11 protein-coding genes are annotated in these 19351 nt (G+C 66.2%); 9 read left to right on the top strand and 2 right to left on the bottom strand.

The window, feature by feature from the left end:
• The first annotated feature begins 118 nt into the window (after nucleotides 1-118).
• The 5 genes from BM052_RS06845 to glgX all read left to right on the top strand — a co-directional run bounded on the left by BM052_RS06845 (nucleotide 119) and on the right by glgX (nucleotide 9486).
• Nucleotides 119-2548 carry a glycogen/starch/alpha-glucan phosphorylase gene (locus BM052_RS06845; RefSeq protein WP_091144792.1) on the top strand — a complete coding sequence of 810 codons (2430 nt, stop codon included), beginning with the start codon at nucleotides 119-121 and terminating at the stop codon, nucleotides 2546-2548.
• Entirely contained in the window at nucleotides 2545-4725 is a 2181-nt protein-coding gene (glgB, locus tag BM052_RS06840; RefSeq protein WP_091144789.1) for a 1,4-alpha-glucan branching protein GlgB, read from the top strand. Before BM052_RS06845 ends, glgB begins: the two co-directional genes overlap by 4 nt.
• A 135-nt stretch (nucleotides 4726-4860) precedes the next feature.
• On the top strand, nucleotides 4861-6120 hold the full coding sequence (glgC, locus tag BM052_RS06835) for a glucose-1-phosphate adenylyltransferase (protein ID WP_091144788.1): 1260 nt from the start codon (nucleotides 4861-4863) through the stop codon (nucleotides 6118-6120).
• 49 nt (nucleotides 6121-6169) lie between these two features.
• On the top strand, nucleotides 6170-7645 hold the full coding sequence (glgA, locus tag BM052_RS06830) for a glycogen synthase GlgA (RefSeq protein ID WP_091145039.1): 1476 nt from the start codon (nucleotides 6170-6172) through the stop codon (nucleotides 7643-7645).
• Nucleotides 7642-9486: a glycogen debranching protein GlgX gene (gene glgX, locus BM052_RS06825; protein WP_091144785.1), complete on the top strand. Its 1845-nt coding sequence runs from the start codon at nucleotides 7642-7644 to the stop codon at nucleotides 9484-9486. Before glgA ends, glgX begins: the two co-directional genes overlap by 4 nt.
• 89 nt (nucleotides 9487-9575) lie before the next feature.
• Here the strand turns inward: glgX and BM052_RS06820 are convergent, their stop codons facing one another.
• Nucleotides 9576-10859 (bottom strand): citrate synthase, encoded by a 1284-nt coding sequence (locus BM052_RS06820; protein WP_091144783.1) that lies wholly within the window; start codon nucleotides 10857-10859, stop codon nucleotides 9576-9578.
• A 13-nt stretch (nucleotides 10860-10872) separates the two neighbouring features.
• Nucleotides 10873-12330 (bottom strand): glutamate--tRNA ligase, encoded by a 1458-nt coding sequence (gene gltX / locus BM052_RS06815; protein ID WP_091144781.1) that lies wholly within the window; start codon nucleotides 12328-12330, stop codon nucleotides 10873-10875.
• A gap of 29 nt (nucleotides 12331-12359) precedes the next feature.
• Between gltX and BM052_RS06810 the strand changes: the two genes are divergently transcribed.
• The 4 genes from BM052_RS06810 (at nucleotide 12360) to BM052_RS06795 (ending at nucleotide 19333) form a co-directional block, all read left to right on the top strand.
• Nucleotides 12360-14636 carry a ComEC/Rec2 family competence protein gene (locus BM052_RS06810; RefSeq protein WP_091145036.1) on the top strand — a complete coding sequence of 759 codons (2277 nt, stop codon included), beginning with the start codon at nucleotides 12360-12362 and terminating at the stop codon, nucleotides 14634-14636.
• A 271-nt stretch (nucleotides 14637-14907) separates the two neighbouring features.
• The gene (lon, locus tag BM052_RS06805) at nucleotides 14908-17316 is read left to right on the top strand and encodes an endopeptidase La (RefSeq protein ID WP_091144780.1); all 2409 of its coding nucleotides are present in this window, start codon (nucleotides 14908-14910) and stop codon (nucleotides 17314-17316) included.
• A 197-nt stretch (nucleotides 17317-17513) separates the two neighbouring features.
• Nucleotides 17514-18539, top strand: coding sequence for an aspartate-semialdehyde dehydrogenase (locus BM052_RS06800; protein WP_091144778.1), 1026 nt, complete (start codon nucleotides 17514-17516; stop codon nucleotides 18537-18539).
• 224 nt (nucleotides 18540-18763) lie between these two features.
• A complete protein-coding gene (locus BM052_RS06795; RefSeq protein WP_143084761.1) occupies nucleotides 18764-19333 on the top strand; it encodes a hypothetical protein in 570 nt (189 codons plus the stop codon).
• Nucleotides 19334-19351: the final 18 nt, after the last annotated feature.

Raw genomic sequence — 19351 nt, 5'->3', positions numbered from 1 at the left:
CCATGGTTCGGAAGGATGGGAAGAGAATGGGGGGCTCGCCCCCGCACAAGGCGATACCCGGTGCCGCGCTCGAGGGCCTGCGACAGGTGCTCGCGCCGGTCAGTCAAGGAGTGCTATCGTGGCTACCGATTCCGTCTCCGTCCTCAAGCCCGCCGTCCCTTCGGAATTCGACCAGCACATCGTGAAGGTGCTGCGCCACCGCGTCGGCAAGGATGAGCGCGCGGCCAAGCTGCATGACTGGTACACCGCTTCGATCCTGGCCCTGCGTGACCAGATCATCGACGGCTGGTTCGAATCGACCCGGCGCACGCACGATGCCGGCGGCAAGCGGGTCTACTACCTCTCGATGGAATTCCTGATCGGGCGGTTGCTGCGCGATGCGCTTTCCAACATCGGCATGACCTGCGAGATGGAAAAGGCGCTTGCCGCGCATGGGCTGGACCTTGCCGCGATCGAGGAGATGGAGCCTGACGCGGCGCTGGGCAACGGCGGCCTCGGGCGCCTTGCCGCCTGCTTCATGGAAAGTCTCGCCACGCTCGACATCCCGGCCTACGGCTACGGCATCCGTTACGTGAACGGCATGTTCCGCCAGCGTATCGACGATGGCTGGCAGGTGGAACTGCCGGAGACCTGGCTCGCCCATGGCAATCCCTGGGAATTCGAGCGGCTCGAAAGCTCCTATCGCATCGGCTTCGGCGGCGAGGTCGTGGCCGAGGGCGACGGCGTGATCTGGAACCCCGCCGAACATGTCGAGGCGACCGCGATCGATACCCCGGTGGTCGGCTGGCGCGGCAAGCGGGTCAATACCCTCAGGCTATGGACCGCCAGCCCGCTCGACCCGATCAAGCTCGATGCCTTCAACGCGGGCGACCACTTCGGCGCGCTGGCCGAACAGGTCCGCGCCGACAGCCTGGTGCGCGTGCTCTATCCGGCGGATTCGAGCCCGGCCGGCCAGGAGCTGCGCCTGCGCCAGGAGTATTTCTTCACCGCCGCCTCGATCCAGGACATCGTGCGCCGGCACGTCCAGTATGACGGCGATATCCGCACCCTGCCGGAAAAGGCCGCGATCCAGCTCAACGATACCCACCCCTCGGTGGCGGTCGCCGAACTGATGCGCCTGATGGTGGACGCCCATGGCCTCGAGTTCAACGAGGCGTGGGAGATCTGCAAGCGCACGATTTCCTACACCAATCACACGCTGCTGCCCGAGGCGCTTGAATCGTGGCCGCTGCCGCTGTTCGAGCGGCTGCTGCCGCGCCACATGCAGATCATCTACGCGATCAACAGCCGCGTCCTGCGCGAGGCGCGCCGCGCCGGCTGCGACGATGCGCAGATCGCCGCCATCTCGCTGATCGACGAGAGCGGCGAACGGCGCGTGCGCATGGCCAATCTCGCCTTCTGCGGCGCCCATTCGGTGAACGGCGTCGCCGCGCTGCACACCGAGCTGATGAAGGAGACGGTCTTCGCCGATCTCCACCGGCTCTATCCCACCCGCATCAACAACAAGACCAACGGCGTCACCCCGCGCCGCTGGCTGCAGCAGTGCAATCCCGGCCTGACCAGGGTCATCCGCGACGCGATCGGCGATGGCTTCCTGGACGATGCGGAGAAGCTGATCGATCTCAATGCCCTGGCCGACGACGTGCAGCTGGGGGAACGGGTTGCCGAGGTCAAGCGTTCCAACAAGGTGGCGCTGGCGGACTACATTAAGAAGACGATGGGCATCCGGCTCGATCCGGACGCGCTGTTCGACGTGCAGATCAAGCGCATCCACGAATACAAGCGCCAACTGCTGAACCTGATCGAGACGGTCGCGCTCTACGACCAGATCCGCAGCCATCCCGAGCGTGACTGGGTGCCGCGGGTGAAGATCTTCGGCGGCAAGGCGGCGCCCAGCTACCACAACGCCAAGCTTGTCATCAAACTGGCCAACGATATCGCCCGCCGCGTGAATTCGGACCCTTCGGTGGGCGGCTTGCTCAAGGTCGTGTTCGTGCCGAACTACAATGTCAGCCTGGCCGAACGGATCATCCCGGCCGCCGACTTGTCCGAACAGATCTCCACCGCGGGCATGGAGGCCTCAGGCACCGGCAACATGAAATTCGCGCTCAACGGCGCGCTCACCATCGGCACGCTCGACGGCGCCAATGTGGAGATCAAGGAGCGGGTGGGGGATGACAATATCTTCATCTTCGGCCTCACCGCCGATGAAGTCGCCCAGAAGCGTGCCGATGGGTATGACCCGCGCGAGGTGATCGAGGAATCGCGGGAACTGAGCCAGGCACTCTCGGCCATCGCGTCCGGCGTGTTCTCTCCCGACGATCCGGAGCGCTACGCCGGGCTGATGGGCGGTATCCATGCCGGGGACTGGTTCATGTGCGCGGCCGATTTCGACAGCTACACCGCCGCGCAGCGTTCGGTCGATGCGCGCTGGGAAGATCCCGTGAGATGGCGTGCCTCGGCGATCCGCAATATCGCGAATGTCGGCTGGTTCTCGTCCGACCGCACGATCGCGGAATATGCCAGGGAAATCTGGAAGGTCCTGTGAAGCCATCGGAAAGCGCCATCGAATCCCTGCTTCAAGGTACTCACGCGGATCCTTTCTCGCTACTCGGCGCGCATTCCGGACCTGACGGCACATTCCTTCGGGCCATCCTGCCCGGGGCGGACGAAGCCGAGGCGTTCAGTCTCGATGGGCACCGCCTGGGCAAGCTGTCAAAGGGGGACGAGCGCTTCCTGTTCGAGGGCCGCCTGCCGGTGAAGCCCCAGCCGATCCGCTATCGCTGCACGGCGCGTGGGCATGATTGGCTGGTCACCGATCCCTATACGTTCGGGCCGGTGCTGGGGCCGGTCGACGACCTGCTGATCGCGCAGGGAACGCACTTCCGTCTGTTCGACAAGCTGGGCGCCCACCTTGTCGAGCACCAGGGCGCGAAGGGCGTCCACTTCGCGGTATGGGCGCCCAATGCCCGGCTGGTCAGCCTTGTCGGCGATTTCAACGACTGGGACCCGAAGCGCCATGTCATGCGCAGCCGCAAGGACATCGGCGTGTGGGAAATCTTCATCCCCGACATCGGCGATTACCGGGCCTACAAGTACCACGTGGTCGGCGCCGACGGAGCGGTGCAGCCGCTCAAGGCGGATCCCTTCGCCTTCATGTCGGAGATTCGCCCCAACAACGCCTCGATGACGACGGTTCCGGCGAAGCTCGACTGGGGCGATGAGGCGCACCGGGCGCACTGGGCGTCGGTCGATCCGCGCAAGGTGCCGATCTCCATCTACGAGGTTCACGCCGGCTCCTGGCAGCGCGACCGCTGGAACTGGTTCCTGAGCTGGGACGACCTGGCCGAGCAGCTGATCCCCTACGTGGTCGACATGGGCTTTACCCATATCGAGTTCATGCCGATCAGCGAGCATCCCTACGATCCTTCCTGGGGCTATCAGACCACCGGGCTCTATGCCCCGTCGTCGCGCTTCGGCGAGCCGGCCGGCTTCGCGCGCTTCGTCGATGGCGCCCACCGCGCCGGGATCGGCGTGATCCTGGACTGGGTGCCCGCCCATTTCCCGACCGACGAGCACGGCCTGATCCGGTTCGACGGGACCGCGCTCTACGAGCACGAGGATCCCAAGCTCGGCTTCCATCCCGACTGGAACACGCTGATCTACAACTTCGGCCGGCGCGAGGTGCAAAGCTTCCTTGTCAACAACGCGCTGTTCTGGGCCGAGCGCTATCACGTGGACGGGCTGCGCGTCGATGCGGTCGCCTCGATGCTCTACCGCGACTATTCGCGCCAGGAAGGCGAATGGATCGCCAACGAGGCGGGCGGGCGCGAGAATTGGGAAGCGGTGGATTTCCTGCGCGGCACCAACCGGGCGCTCTACGGGCAGCACCCCGGCTTCATGACCATCGCCGAGGAATCGACGTCGTGGCCCGGCGTCACCCAGCCGGCCTACGAAGGTGGGGGCGAGGGCGCGGCGCGGCCCACTTCGCTGGGCTTCGGGTTCAAGTGGAACATGGGTTTCATGAACGATACGCTGCGCTACATGAACCGCGATTCAGTGCACCGGCGCTATCATCACAACGATCTGACGTTCGGCCTGGTATACGCGTTTTCAGAAAACTTCGTGCTGCCGCTCAGCCACGATGAAGTGGTCCATGGCAAAGGCTCGCTGCTCGGCAAGATGAGCGGCGACGACTGGCAGAAGTTCGCGAACCTGCGCGCCTATTACGCCTTGATGTGGGGATATCCGGGCAAGAAGCTGTTGTTCATGGGGCAGGAATTCGCCCAGCGCCGCGAGTGGAGCGAGGAGCGTCCGCTCGACTGGGAACTGCGCGAGGCGCCCGCGCATGAAGGCGTGCGCAACCTCGTCAGGGATCTCAATCGCATCTACCGCAACAAGCGGGCGCTGCACGCCGGCGATTGCGAGGCGGACGGATTCGCGTGGCTGGTGGTCGACGATGCAGAGAACTCCGTCTTCGCCTGGCTGCGCAAGACGGCTGGCGTCAATCCGATCGCGGTCGTATCGAACATGACGCCGGCCCTGCGCACCAACTATCGCCTGCCGCTGCCGCTGGCGGGTAAATGGAACGAGATCCTGAACAGCGATTCGCTGCATTACGGGGGATCGGGGAAGGGCAACCTCGGACAGGTCAAGGCGGCCGACGGCCATGCCCTGGTCACGTTGCCGCCCCTGGCGACGGTCATGCTGGAATACGCGGGCTGAGGCGGGGACAACGGGGGGACCAGGGGGGGATAAGGAGGGGACAAAGGGGGGATAGAGGCGGCCCGGGATGGGCAAAGACGGGCCTGGGTCGGGGCCCAGGTCGAGGTAGGGATTGGACAGACATGGAGTGTAGGGATGAGGGTGCCGATCGGACAGCCACTGGCGCGTGATGCCATGGCTTATGTCCTTGCCGGGGGGCGGGGCAGCCGGCTGAAGGAATTGACGGACAACCGCGCCAAGCCTGCCGTCTATTTCGGCGGCATGAGCCGGATCATCGACTTCGCGTTGTCGAACGCGATCAATTCGGGCATCCGCCGCATCGGCGTCGCCACGCAGTACAAGGCGCATAGCCTGATCCGGCACATGAACCGTGCCTGGAACTTCATGCGGCCCGAGCGCAACGAAAGCTTCGATATCCTGCCCGCCAGCCAGCGCATTTCCGAGATGCTGTGGTACGAGGGGACGGCCGACGCGGTCTATCAGAACATCGACATCATAGAAGCGCACAGCCCGAAATACATGGTGATCCTGGCGGGCGACCACATCTACAAGATGGACTACGAGTTGATGCTGCAGCAGCACGTCAATTCGGGCGCCGACGTTACCGTGGGCTGCCTGGTCGTGCCGCGCATGGACGCGGTCGGCTTCGGCGTCATGCATGTCGACGAGCAGGACAATATCACCGCCTTCATCGAAAAGCCCAAGGATCCGCCCGCTATCCCCGGCGATCCCGATCATGCGCTCGCCTCCATGGGCATCTATGTGTTCGATACCAGGTTCCTGTTCGAGGAACTGCGCCGCGACGCCGCCGATCCGGATTCGAAGCGCGATTTCGGCGGGGACATCATTCCGCATATCGTCAAGCACGGGAAAGCGGTGGCGCATCGCTTCACCAATTCGTGCATCCGCGCGGCCGAGGAGATCGAGGAATACTGGCGCGACGTGGGCACGCTCGATGCCTATTTCGAGGCCAACCTGGACCTGACCGACACCGTGCCCAAGCTCGACATGTACGATCGCGAATGGCCGATCTGGACCGACCAGGTGATCGCCGCGCCCGCGAAGTTCGTCCATGACGAGGAAGGCCGGCGCGGGCAGGCGATCTCCTCGCTCATCAGCCAGGATTGTATCGTATCGGGCTCCATGGCGCGCCGTTCGCTGCTTTTCACGGGCGTGAAGATGGGCAGCTATTCCAGCGTCGATGAAGCCGTGATCCTGCCTTACTGCAACATCGGCCGCCACGTGCGCCTGAGCCGGGTCATCATCGATTCCGGCGTGCGCATTCCCGAAGGCCTGGTGGTGGGCGAGGATCCGGAACTCGATGCCCGGCGCTTCCGCCGCACCGACAACGGCGTATGCCTCATCACCAAGCCGATGATCGACCGGCTGACATGACGCCATGTCCGAACGCATCGCGTTCCTCGCCCCGTCCGGGGATCGCGGCGTGTCCCTGAAGGTCCTGTCCGTCGTCTCGGAGGCGGTGCCGCTGGTCAAGACCGGCGGGCTTGCCGATGTCGCCGGGGCCCTGCCTGGCGCGCTCTCGCCGCACGGCGTGGAAATGACCACGCTGCTGCCGGGCTATCCGGCGGTCATGCAGGCGTTTGGGCGGGCGCGGGCGATCCATTCCTGGGATTCGCTGCTCGGCACCCCGGCTCGGCTGGTTTCGGCCAGTCTGGATGATGGCCATCCGCTCCTGATCCTGGACGCGCCCAGCCTCTATGCCCGGGACGGCGGGCTCTATACCGACGCGGCCGGGCGCGACTGGAGCGACAACTGGCGGCGCTTCGCGGCGCTCGGCCGCGCGGCGGCCGACATTGCCGGCGGGGCGATCGTCAAGCGCGGCAAGCCGCAAGGCTTCGACCTGGTCCATGCCCATGACTGGCAGGCCGCGATGGCGGCCGCCTACCTTCGTTTCGCCCCGTTCGGCGAGGGCAGGCGAGCGCCCTCGGTGGTGACGATCCACAACATGGCGTTCCAGGGCTGGTTCGGGCAGGAAGTGTTTTCGCAGCTGGGTCTGCCGCCCTCGGCCTGGTCGCTGGACGGGGTCGAATATCACCGCGGCGTGGGCATGCTCAAGGCCGGGCTCGCCAGCGCGGACGCGGTCACCACGGTCAGCCCCACTTACGCGCGGGAGATCCGCTCGGAAGTGTTCGGCATGGGCCTGGAAGGGCTGATCGCCGCGCGGGGCAACGCCGTGCACGGCATCCTCAACGGCATCGACACCGGCTTGTGGAACCCGGCCGGCGATCCGGCGCTGGCGGCCCGCTATGGTTTCCGCACGCTGGACAAGCGCGCCGCCAACAAGCGCGCGCTGGCGGCCGAGTTCGGTCTCGCCGGGGACGAGGAGGGTCGCGGCGGGCCGCTGCTCATCGTCGTCACCCGGCTGACCTGGCAGAAGGGCATGGACGTCCTGCTGGAAGTGCTCGACCATCTCGTCGGCATCGGCGGGCGCATGGCGCTGCTCGGATCGGGGGATGCGCAGATCGAGCAGGGCCTGCACGCCGCCGCCGCGCGCCATCCGGGGCGTATCGCCGTGCGCATCGGCTATGACGAAGATCTCTCCCACCGCATGATGGGCGGGGGCGACGCGATCCTCGTCCCCTCGCGCTTCGAGCCTTGCGGCCTGACCCAGCTCTACGGCCTCGCCTATGGCTGCCTGCCCGTGGTGTCGCGCACCGGCGGGCTGGCGGACACCGTGATCGACGCCAATCCCGCCGCCCTCGCCGCCGGCTGCGCCACCGGCGTGCAGTTCGACGGGGTCAATTACGATGGTCTCGCCGCCGCGCTTACGCGCACGGTAGCCCTCTACCACCAGCGTGAGACCTGGGAACGTATCCAAAGGAATGCGATGAAGTGCGACTTCTCCTGGAAGGCCAGCGGCAAGGCCTATGCCGATCTCTACCGCTCGCTGATGGCATGAACGCACTGGGTGCTGTCGTCGGCGCGGAAACGACGCGTTTCGCGGTGCGTTCGCCCCATGCCGACATGGTATGGCTGTGCCTTTTCGCCGATGGCGGGGAAACGCGCCACCCGATGGCGCGCAGCGGGCCCGACTGGACGATCGAGCTGCCGGGAGACCTCTCCGGTGCCCGTTACGGTTACCGCGCGGCCGGCGAATGGGCGCCGGCGCGCGGGCACTGGTTCGATCCCGCCAAGCTGCTGGTCGATCCCTATGCGACCGAGCTGGACCGGCGCTTCGTGCAGGACCCGCGCCTTGCCGCTCTCGGGAAGGATACCGCCCCGATCGTGCCGCGCGCGATCGTGCCGGCGCCGGCCGCACCGCTGCCGCACGAGCCGCCCCGCTTCGCGCGCGGCGGGCTGGTCTACGAACTCAACGTTCGCGGCTTTACCATGCGCCATCCCGACGTGCCCGGGCCCTTGCGCGGCACCGTCGCCGCGTTGGCGCACCCGGCGGTCATCGCCCACCTGAAGAAGCTGAGCGTCGCCGCCGTCGAACTGATGCCGGTCGTCGCCTGGATCGACGAACGCCACTTGCGTCCGCTCGGCCTCGTCAACGCCTGGGGATACAATCCGGTGGCGATGATGGCGCTCGATCCCGGCCTGTGCCCCGGCGGCGTCGCGGAACTGCGCGATACGGTGTCCGCGCTCCATGCCGAAGGGATCGGGGTGCTGCTCGATATCGTCTTCAACCATTCCGGGGAAAGCGACGTGCACGGCGGCGTGCTATCGCTCCGCGGCCTGGACAACGCGGCCTATGCCCATGCGCCGGACGGCACGCTGATAAACGATACCGGCTGCGGCAACACCCTGGACTTCGCCAACCCGGCGGTGCGCCGGCTCGCGCTCGACACCATGCGTCATTTCGTCGCCCATTGCGGCATCGACGGCTTTCGCTTCGATCTCGCCCCGGTGATGGCGCGCGGCCCCGGTTTCGATCCGGCCGCGCCGATCTTCGCCGAGATCGGGGACGATCCGTTGCTGGCTGACCGCGTGCTGATCGCCGAACCGTGGGATGTCGGACCGGCCGGCTATCAACTCGGCAACTTCCCGGCGCACTGGCTGGAATGGAACGACCGTTTCCGCGACGATGCGCGCCGCTTCTGGAAAGGCGAGGAAGACATCGGCACGCTGGCGACGCGGCTGGCGGGCTCGTCCGACGTGTTCGGCCCGCACCGGCCGCATTCGGATTGTCGCGCGGTGAATTTCCTTGCCGCCCACGACGGCTTCACGCTGGCCGACGTGGTCGCCTACGAGCAGCGCCACAACCAGGCGAACGGCGAAGGCAACCGTGACGGGCACGGCGAAAACTTCACCTGGAACAATGGGGTGGAAGGCCCCAGCGACGATCCCGCGGTGCGCGCCGCGCGCCAGGCGGATCTCAAGGCCCTGCTGGGCACGCTGTTCGCGGCGACCGGCACGATCATGCTCACGGCCGGCGACGAGTTCGGGCGCAGCCAGCAGGGCAACAACAACGCCTATTGCCAGGACAACGCGATCGGCTGGGTCGACTGGGAGAGCCGCGACGCCGAACTGGAAGGCTACGTCGCCGAACTGTCCGCCCGGCGGCACGGCCGGCTCCGGTCCTTCGCGCGTTTCCCGGTCGATGTGCGCTGGCTGACCAGCGAGGGCCGGCTGATGACGATCGAGGATTGGGAGCACCCGCAGGGCCAGTCCTTCATCTACGACGCCGAAGCCGAAGAAGGGACGGGAGAGGGCGAACTCTGCGTGGAAATCTGCCGCGCGCGCCGCCTGGTGCGGATAGACTTCACGGCCTGGCGGCGCGCCAATCGGCGCGGCTGACCGGAAGGTCAATCACCCGCTTCTCACGCCCGCCACCGGACTCTCGTCATCATCGAGAGGCCGGGCGGCGGGGCATGGCATGGCGTCGTTCAGCGCTGCTCGAGCGGCAGGTAATCGCGGTGCGTCGGGCCGGTGTAGAGCTGGCGGGGGCGGCCGATCTTCTGGCCGGGGTCGGAGATCATCTCGTTCCACTGCGCTACCCAGCCCACCGTGCGGGCGAGCGCGAAGAGCACAGTGAACATCGTGGTCGGGAAGCCGATCGCCGAAAGGATGATGCCCGAATAGAAGTCCACGTTGGGGAACAGCTTCTTCTCGACGAAGTAAGGGTCCGACAGCGCGATTTCCTCAAGGCGCAGCGCGGTTTCGAACAGCGGGTCGGTGACTTTCATCGCCTCGAACACCTCGCGCACGGTCTTCTGCATGACCGTCGCGCGCGGGTCGTAGTTCTTGTAGACGCGGTGGCCGAAGCCCATCAGGCGGAACGGGTCGTTCTTGTCCTTCGCACGTTCGATGTAGTGCGGGATCTTGTCCGGCGTGCCGATTTCCTTAAGCATGTTCAGCGCCGCTTCGTTGGCGCCGCCGTGCGCCGGGCCCCACAGGCAGGCGATGCCGGCCGCGATGCAGGCGAAAGGATTGGCGCCCGAGGAACCGGCGAGGCGCACGGTCGAGGTGGAGGCGTTCTGTTCATGGTCGGCGTGGAGGATGAAGATGCGGTCCATCGCCTTCTCCACCGCCGGGATCACTTCGTATTCCTCGGCAGGGACGCCGAAGGTCATGCGCAGGAAGTTGCCGGTGTAGGACAGCTTGTTGTCCGGATAGATGAAGGGCTGGCCGACCGCGTACTTGAAGGCCATGGCCGCGATCGTCGGCATCTTGGCGATCAGGCGGTGCGAACTGATCTTGCGATGCTCCGGGTCCGAAATGTCGGTCGAATCGTGATAGAACGCCGAGAGCGCGCCGACCACGCCGCACATGATCGCCATCGGGTGGGCGTCGCGGCGGAACCCGCGGTAGAACGTCGCCAGCTGTTCGTGCAGCATGGTGTGGCGGCTGATCGTGAGCTGGAACTTCTCGAGCTCATCCTTGCTCGGCAATTCACCATTGAGCAGCAGGTAGCTGACTTCCATGAACGACGAATTCTCGGCCAGCTGGCCGATCGGATAGCCGCGATGCAGCAGCACGCCCTCGTCGCCGTCGATATAGGTCAGCGCGGATTCGCAGCTTGCCGTCGAGGTAAAGCCCGGATCGAAGGTGAACATCCCTGTCTGCCCATAAAGCTTGCGGATATCGATGACATCCGGTCCCACGCTGCCTTTAAGGACAGGATAATCGTATTCCGCGCCGCCAGCGTTCAGTTTGACCTGATCACCCACCAGTTCTTACTCCTTATGCCTGCGACCCAGCGGGAACCTCTGCCTGCGCACCGATGCGCGCGAGGCTCTCTTCCCGGCCGAGCAAAACCAATACGTCGAAAATTCCCGGCGAAGTCGTCTGACCCGTCAGGGCTGCCCGCAAGGGTTGCGCGAGCTTGCCGAGGCCCAGTCCCAGTTCCCCGGCCATTGCTTTCAGGCTGGCTTCCAGACCGTCCAGCGTCCAGTCGACCGGAATCGAGCCGGATTGTCCGGACAGGCGCTCGTGAATCGCGGCGAGGCGTTCGCGTGCCTCGTCGGTCAGGAGCCCTTGCGCCTTCTCGTCCATGGCGAGGGGGCGCTTGGCGAACAGGAAGGCGGCGCCTTCTGCAAGTTCGTTGAGGTCCTTGGCGCGGACCTTGAGTACCGGCATCGCGCGCGTCAGCAGCGCAAGGTCGCCGGCGCCGGCCAGGCGCGGCAGGACCAGCGCCGCGAGTCGGGCGTCGTCGGCCTCGCGCAAGTAATGTCCGTTGAGATTCTGCAGCTTCGCGAGATCGAAGCGCGAGGGCGACTTGCCGACATCGGCCATGTCGAACCATTCCACCGCCTGCGCGCGGTCGATGATCTCGTCGTCGCCGTGCCCCCAGCCCAGGCGCAGCAGGTAGTTGAACAGGGCCTCGGGCAGCACGCCCAGTTCGTCGCGGTAGGCATCGACGCCCAGCGCCCCGTGGCGCTTCGAAAGCTTCGCGCCGTCGGCGCCGTGGATCAGCGGGACGTGCCCGTAGACCGGCACGCTCCAGCCCATCGCGTGGATGACGACGAGCTGGCGGAACGCGTTGTTGAGATGGTCGTCGCCGCGCAGGACGTGCGTCACGCCCATGTCGTTGTCATCGACGACGACCGCCAGCATGTAAGTCGGCGTGCCGTCGCTGCGCAGGATGACGAAATCGTCGATCTCGCTGTTCTGCACGGTCACCCGGCCCTGGACGAGATCGTCGATCGCCGATTCGCCCTCACGCGGGGCCTTGATGCGCACGACGTAGGGCTGCCCTTCCGGCCAGGTGGACGGATCGGCATCGCGCCATTCGCTCTCGATGCGGAAAGGGCGGCGCTCTTCCTGGGCCTTTTGGCGGCGGGCAGCCAGTTCTTCCGGCGTCAGGTAGCAGCGATAGGCATGCCCGCCGGCAAGGAGCTCGGCGGCGACTTCGGCGTGGCGGGGAGAGCGCGCGAACTGGAAGACCGGCGCCTCGTCTCCCTCCAGCCCAAGCCAGGACAGCCCGTCGAAGATCGCGTCGATGGCGGATTCGGTCGAGCGGACGCGGTCGGTATCTTCGATGCGCAGCAGGTACTTGCCGCCGTGGTGACGGGCATAGAGCCAGTTGAACAGCGCGGTGCGGGCGCCACCGATGTGCAGGTAGCCGGTGGGCGAGGGCGCAAAGCGCGTAACGACGGCCTTTGCACCCGCCGATCCGCCCAACGCACTGCCGCTTGCCATTAACCGTACCTTCCTGTCCTATGCGCGCCATGGCGAGCCCGGCCGCGACCTCTGCAAATCTGCTTCCGGACGATGCCCGAAGCGCTGCACTGCAACATCGGCCATGGAACAGCAAGCGTCTCTTGTCGAGGGGTTTGGCCGGGTCGGAACGATTTCTTTCGAGCGCCGGTTTCGACCGGGGGCCGTGGCTGGCGGTGGCGTTCGGGGCCGGGGTCGCCGCGTGGTTCGCGCTCGCCTCGCCGCTTCATTGGACGGCATGGTGCGGCGCGTGCCTTGGCCTTGCCGGAATCGGAATCTGCCGCTGGCCGCGGCGTGAAACCTATCCCCATGTTCGGCAAGCGGTTCTCGTCGTGCCGCTGCTGCTGCTCGCGGGCTGCCTGACGATCTGGGCGCGTTCCGCGATCGTCGGCGAGGCGCCCATTGCCGGCCCGCTCGCCGGAACTTTCACGGCCCGGGTGCTGGAACGCGAGGAACAGCCGGCACTGGCGCGTGACCGGCTCCTGCTCGCTATGCGCGAGCCGGGGAGCATGCGGGCGATCAAGGTGCGGGTGAACGTGCCCGATGCCGGCGCGGCGCAGCGGCCGGGCATCGGCGCGGTGATCCGGTTCAAGGCGCGGCTCATGCCGCCGGCTCCGCCGATGCTGCCGGGCGCCTACGATTTCGCGCGGACGGCGTGGTTTTCCGGGATCGCCGCGACGGGGACGGCGCTTGGTCCGCTCGAGACGCTCGAACCGGGGCCGGGAACGGGCAGCCTGGCGGCGTTGCGCGCGGATCTGTCGCACCATGTGCGGTCGCGACTCGATGCGGATGCGGCCGGAATCGCCGCGGCGCTGGCGACCGGTGATCGCGGCGGCATCGCCGAGGATGACGCCCAGGCCATGCGCGACGCGGGCCTGGCGCACTTGCTGTCGATCAGCGGCCTGCACGTGAGCGCGGTGATCGGGGCGGTCTATCTGCTGGCGCTGCGGGTGCTGGCGCTCTCGCCCTGGCTCGCGCTGCGGGTGCGCCTGCCGGTGGCGGCGGCGGGCGGCGGCGCGCTGGCGGGGATCGCCTATACCTTGCTGACGGGCTCGGAGGTTCCCACCGTGCGCTCGTGCATCGGCGCCTTGCTGGTGCTGGCGGCGCTGGTGCTGGGGCGCGAGGCGCTGTCGCTGCGCATGCTGGCGGCAGCGGCCTTTTGCGTCCTGCTGTTCTGGCCGGAGGCGGTGGTCGGGCCCAGCTTCCAGATGAGCTTCGGGGCGGTGCTGGCGATCATCGCGCTGAGTTCGGCCGGGCCCTTCCGGCGATTCATGGCACCCCGGGACGAAGCTGCCGCGGTGCGGTTCCTGCGCCACCTGGCGATGCTGCTGCTGACCGGCTTGATGGTCGAATTCGCGCTCATGCCGATCGGGCTCCATCATTTCCATCGCGCCGGGGTTTACGGATCGCTGGCCAACCTGATCGCGATTCCGCTGACGACATTCGTGGTCATGCCGCTGGTCGCCGCCGCCCTGGCGCTCGACCTGCTGGGCGCGGGCGGTCCCGCGTGGTGGCTGGCGGGCAAGGCGATCTCGCTGCTGATCGGCCTGGCGCACTGGATAGCCTCGCGGCCGGGCGCGGTCACGATGCTGCCGGCCTCGGGCACCGGGGCGTTCCTGCTGTTCGTCGCGGGGGCGCTGTGGCTGGGGTTGTGGAGCGGGCGCGCGCGCCTGCTCGGCCTTGCCCCCGCCGCCGCCGGCACCTTCATGCTGGCGACGATGCCGCCGCCGGACGTGCTGGTTACCGGAGACGGGCGGCACGTCGGCATTCTCGATGAAGGCGGCACGCGGCTTTTCGTCCTGCGCGACAGCCGGAGCGACTACGTCCGCGACAATCTCATGGAACTGGCGGGCATGGAAGGCGAGCCGGTCGGCCTGGAGCGATGGCCGGGCGCCCGCTGCAATCGCGATTTCTGCGCGGTGCCGGTACGGCGCGCGGGCCGGGCCTGGAACCTCCTCATCGCCCGGGGGCGGGACGCGGTGCCGGAGCGGGCGCTCGCGGCGGCTTGCGACAGGGCCGACATCGTGATCGCCGACCGCTGGCTGCCGCGCAGTTGCCGGCCGCGATGGCTCAAGGCGGACCGCGCGATGCTGGAGCGGAGCGGCGGCCTGGCGATCGACCTGGCGCGGCGCAGGATCACGACCGTCGCCGCCGGGCAGGGCGAACATGGCTGGTGGCATCCGCGCGGGGCGTTGCCGCCAAACCCTGGAGCATCGCGCCCGGAACCTGCTCTCCCGACGAGTTCGGGACGAGCGGGGCTTGATGGGATTTCGGGCACTTCGCCGTGAAACACCAATATTTTCATGAATTTCTGTCCGTCCCGCAAGGCCGTGTCGAAGCCGGTGCGGGCGGGAAGGCGGGCTTTGTCGGGCCGCGCGGCTTTCCAGCCAACCGGGAACATATCGGAATTGATCGCTCCCGACCTAAGGGGAAGTTGCAGGGGGTGCGGCAAGTGCTTCCACAGGCTTTCGCGGCTAATGCATTGCACGGCGGCCCGCACACCCCATATCGTCCCCGAAAGCCGGGGCTTTTGCAGACGTCCCGTGCGCGATGAAATGGATGTATCCCGTGAACTTCTTACCGCTACTTCCCCTGCGCGATATCGTCGTTTTTCCCGGCATGGTCGTGCCCTTGTTCGTCGGCCGCGAGAAGTCCGTGGCTGCGCTCGAAGCGGCCATGGCCGGCCAGAAGGACATTTTCCTGCTGGCGCAGCTCGATCCGGGCTGTGACGATCCGGATCGCGACGATCTTTACGACACCGGCGTGATCGCCAGCGTCCTGCAATTGCTCAAGCTGCCGGACGGCACCGTGCGCGTGCTGGTGGAAGGCCAGGACCGCGCCCGGCTCGAATCGCTGCATGCCGAGCAGTCGGAGGAAGGCGAGATGCTGGTGGCCGAGGTCGAGATGATCGAATCCGCCGGAGCCGAAGGCACGGAAGTGGCGGCGATGATGCGCTCGGTCGTCGAACAGTTCGGCGAATACGCCAAGCTCAACAAGAAGCTTTCGCAGGATGCCGGCGAGCAGCTTGGCGATATCGAGGATGCCGCCAAGCTGGCCGACACCGTCGCCGCGCAGCTTTCGGCCAAAGTCTCCGACAAGCAGGCCGTGCTTTCCGAGGCCGATCCGCTCAAGCGCCTGGAGATGGTCTATTCCTTCATGGAAGGGGAACTCGGCGTCCTGCAGGTCGAGCGCAAGATTCGCGGCCGCGTGAAGCGGCAGATGGAGAAGACCCAGCGCGAATACTACCTCAACGAGCAGCTCAAGGCGATCCAGTCGGAGCTTGGCGGCGGCGACGGCGAGGAAGCCAACGAGATCCAGGAGCTGCAGGAGAAGATCGAAAGCACGCGCCTGTCCAAGGAAGCGCGCGAAAAGGCCAATACCGAGCTGAAGAAGCTCAAGTCGATGCAGCCGATGAGCGCCGAGGCGACTGTCATCCGCAATTACCTGGATGTCCTGCTCGGCCTGCCCTGGGGCAAGAAGAGCAAGCTCAAGCGCGATATTTCGACGGCGCAGGAGATCCTCGACGCCGATCACTACGCGCTCGACAAGGTCAAGGACCGCATCATCGAGTACCTGGCGGTCCAGGCGCGCACGAACAAGCTGAAGGGGCCGATCCTGTGCCTCGTCGGCCCCCCGGGCGTGGGCAAGACCTCGCTGGGCAAGTCGATCGCCAAGGCGACCGGGCGCGAGTTCGTCCGCCAGTCGCTGGGCGGCGTGCGGGACGAGGCCGAGATTCGCGGCCATCGTCGCACCTACATCGGCTCGCTGCCGGGCAAGATCGTCACCAACTTGCGCAAGGCCGGCAAGTCGAACCCGCTGTTCCTGCTCGACGAGATCGACAAGCTGGGCCAGGATTTCCGTGGAGATCCCGCCTCGGCGCTGCTCGAAGTGCTCGATCCGGAGCAGAACGCCAAGTTCCAGGACCATTACCTGGAGCTCGACATCGACCTGTCGGACGTGATGTTCGTGTGCACCGCGAACAGCCTCAACCTGCCGCAGCCGCTGCTGGACCGCATGGAGATCATCCGCCTCGAAGGCTATACCGAGGACGAGAAGGTCGAGATCGCCCAGCGCCACCTGATCGCCAAGCAGGTCGAGGCGCACGGCCTCAAGAAGGGTGAATTCACGCTGTCCGAAACGGGCCTGCGCGACTTGATCCGCTATTACACCCGCGAGGCCGGCGTGCGCACGCTGGAGCGCGAGATCGCGCGCCTGGCAAGGAAGTCGCTGCGCCAGATCCTGGAAGGCAAGGCGGCCGAAGTCACCATCACGCCGGAAAACCTCGCCGACTTCGCCGGCGTGCGCAAGTTCCGCCACGGCATCGGCGAGGAAGAGCATCAGGTCGGCGCGGTTACCGGCCTGGCCTGGACCGAGGTCGGCGGCGAGCTGCTCACCATCGAGAGTGTCACCGTGCCGGGCAAGGGCGCGATCAAGGCGACCGGGAAACTGGGCGAGGTGATGAACGAATCGATCCAGACCGCGTTCAGCTTTGTGCGAGCGCGCTCGCCCGCCTATGGGATCAAGCCCAGCATATTCCAGAAGAAGGACATCCACATCCACCTGCCCGAAGGCGCGGTGCCGAAGGATGGTCCATCGGCGGGCATCGGCATGGTCACTTCGATCGTCTCGACGCTGACCGGCAATCCGGTGCGCAAGGATGTCGCGATGACCGGCGAAGTCACGCTGCGCGGCCGGGTGCTGCCGATCGGCGGGCTCAAGGAAAAGCTGCTGGCGGCGCTCCGCGGCGGGATAACCACGGTGCTGATCCCGGAAGAGAACCGCAAGGACCTGGCCGAGATACCGGACAACGTGAAGCAGGGGCTGGAGATCATCCCGGTTGCCCACGTCGACGAGGTGCTCGCCCGGGCGCTTACCGAGCCGGTGAAGGCGATCGAGTGGACCGACGCCGACGAGCTTGCGACCGCCCCCCCGCCGCATTCGCCGGCGAGCAGCGCCACGGCGCATTGACCTCGTTCCGCCACGTTCCCACGCGGGTGGGCCCATGGGACGCGCGCGTCTGACCTGGGGTCCACTCGCGCGGGGGTGACGAGGGCGCGGCGCGAAAGCCGCGCTCTACCGCTTGCTCTCCACGCGCTCTGTCGCTAACGCCCCGCCTTCACGCGCGCCTCCTGCGCGGGTGGGCACTTGTTCAGAAGGATCTTGAAATGGGTTACCGGGTTGCCGTCGTCGGCGCGACCGGAAATGTCGGCCGCGAAATGCTCAACATCCTCGCCGAGCGCGAGTTTCCGTGCGACGAGATCGCGGCGGTTGCTTCGTCGCGCTCCACCGGCATGGAGATTGAGTTCGGCGAGACCGGAAGGAAACTCAAGGTCAAGAACATCGAGCATTTCGATTTCACCGGCTGGGACATCGCGCTGTTCGCCGCCGGATCGGGCCCGACCAAGATCTACGCCCCCAAGGCCGCCGCGCAGGGCTGCGTGGTGATCGACAATTCGTCGCTCTATCGCATGGATCCCGATATCCCGCTGATCGTGCCCGAGGTGAACCCGGAGGCGATCGACGGCTACAAGGCGCGCAACATCATCGCCAATCCCAACTGCTCGACCGCGCAGATGGTCGTGGCGCTCAAGCCGCTGCATGACCGGGCGAAGATCAAGCGCGTCGTGGTTTCGACCTACCAGTCGGTTTCCGGCGCGGGCAAGGCGGGCATGGACGAGCTGTTCGAGCAGAGCCGCGCGATCTTCGTCGGCGACCAGACCGAACCGCGCAAGTTCACCAAGCAGATCGCCTTCAACGTGATCCCGCACATCGACGTCTTCCTTGACGATGGTTCCACCAAGGAAGAATGGAAGATGGTGGTCGAAACCAAGAAGATCCTCGATCCCAAGATCAAGGTGCAGGCGACCTGCGTGCGCGTGCCGGTGTTCGTCGGCCACTCGGAATCGCTCAATATCGAGTTCGAGAACGAGATCTCCGCCGAGGAAGCGCAGGATATCCTGCGCGAGGCGCCCGGCGTGATGCTGGTCGACAAGCGCGAGGACGGCGGATACGTCACCCCGATCGAATGCGTGGGCGACGGCGCCACTTACGTCAGCCGCGTGCGCGAGGATCCGACGATCGAGAACGGCCTGGCGCTGTGGTGCGTTTCGGACAACTTGCGCAAGGGCGCGGCGCTCAACGCGGTGCAGATCGCCGAACTGCTGGGGCGGCGGCATCTGAAGAAGGGGTGAGGGACCCTCTCCCCCCGGTTTGACGAACCGTGAAAGGGCTCGCGGCGCGTCGCGGGCCCCTCTTTCGTATAGGACGGGGCAAGGCGCGAATGCTGCCTTCCCATCGCTTCGCGACAGGGCTGATTGTACCGATCTTCCCTGTATGCAAACGATCCTACCGCCTTTCGCCCGATGCGAACAGCCTATAGGAATTGTTCCCTGGACAAGCAGGCGGGAGACGAGCCTTGTGGTACTATGGTAGCCTCAACATGGGCGAAGGCATTGTCGGCGGCTCTCAGGTCGCGATGAGCACCACCCAGATCTACACCTGCATGGGGATCGCCTTCATCAATACGCGCGGCCTGCGCGGCGGATTGTATCATTATCCGGCGGACGCGATCGGCAATGCCAATGTCGCGGACACGATCCGGCAGATGTATAACGACGTCGCGCCCGATCTCGTGGTGGTAACCCCCGCAAGCGACGGCGGCTACAACGGTTCGGGCAGCAACAGGTTCGATATCGAGAAGGTGACGGACTTCCTCAAGAAGCTGGGAGGGGCCACGGTCACGCGCGCGGAGCCGGGTAATTCGGCGCAATTGTATTGGAAGAACCAGCAACCGGTGCTCAACTCGAAGGAGATGGGTGGTGAGGACGACCGGGAGATATCCACGACCGTGCGCACCACCATGAATTCGGGCGGTCGCCAGATCGAGGCGGGCATCTGGTATTACGGCGGCGACGGTGAAACGACGGGCGTGCTCGACCAGGGGCTCACCCGCCGGCGCTCCAGGCCGACTTGCGTGATCCTCTGAAAAGACTTGCCGTTCCGG

This window comes from Novosphingobium sp. CF614, from assembly GCF_900113255.1.
In the GTDB taxonomy this organism is placed as follows: domain Bacteria; phylum Pseudomonadota; class Alphaproteobacteria; order Sphingomonadales; family Sphingomonadaceae; genus Novosphingobium.
The sequence above is the reverse complement of the archived record's forward strand: the minus strand, read 5'-3'. Positions and strand labels throughout refer to the sequence as shown.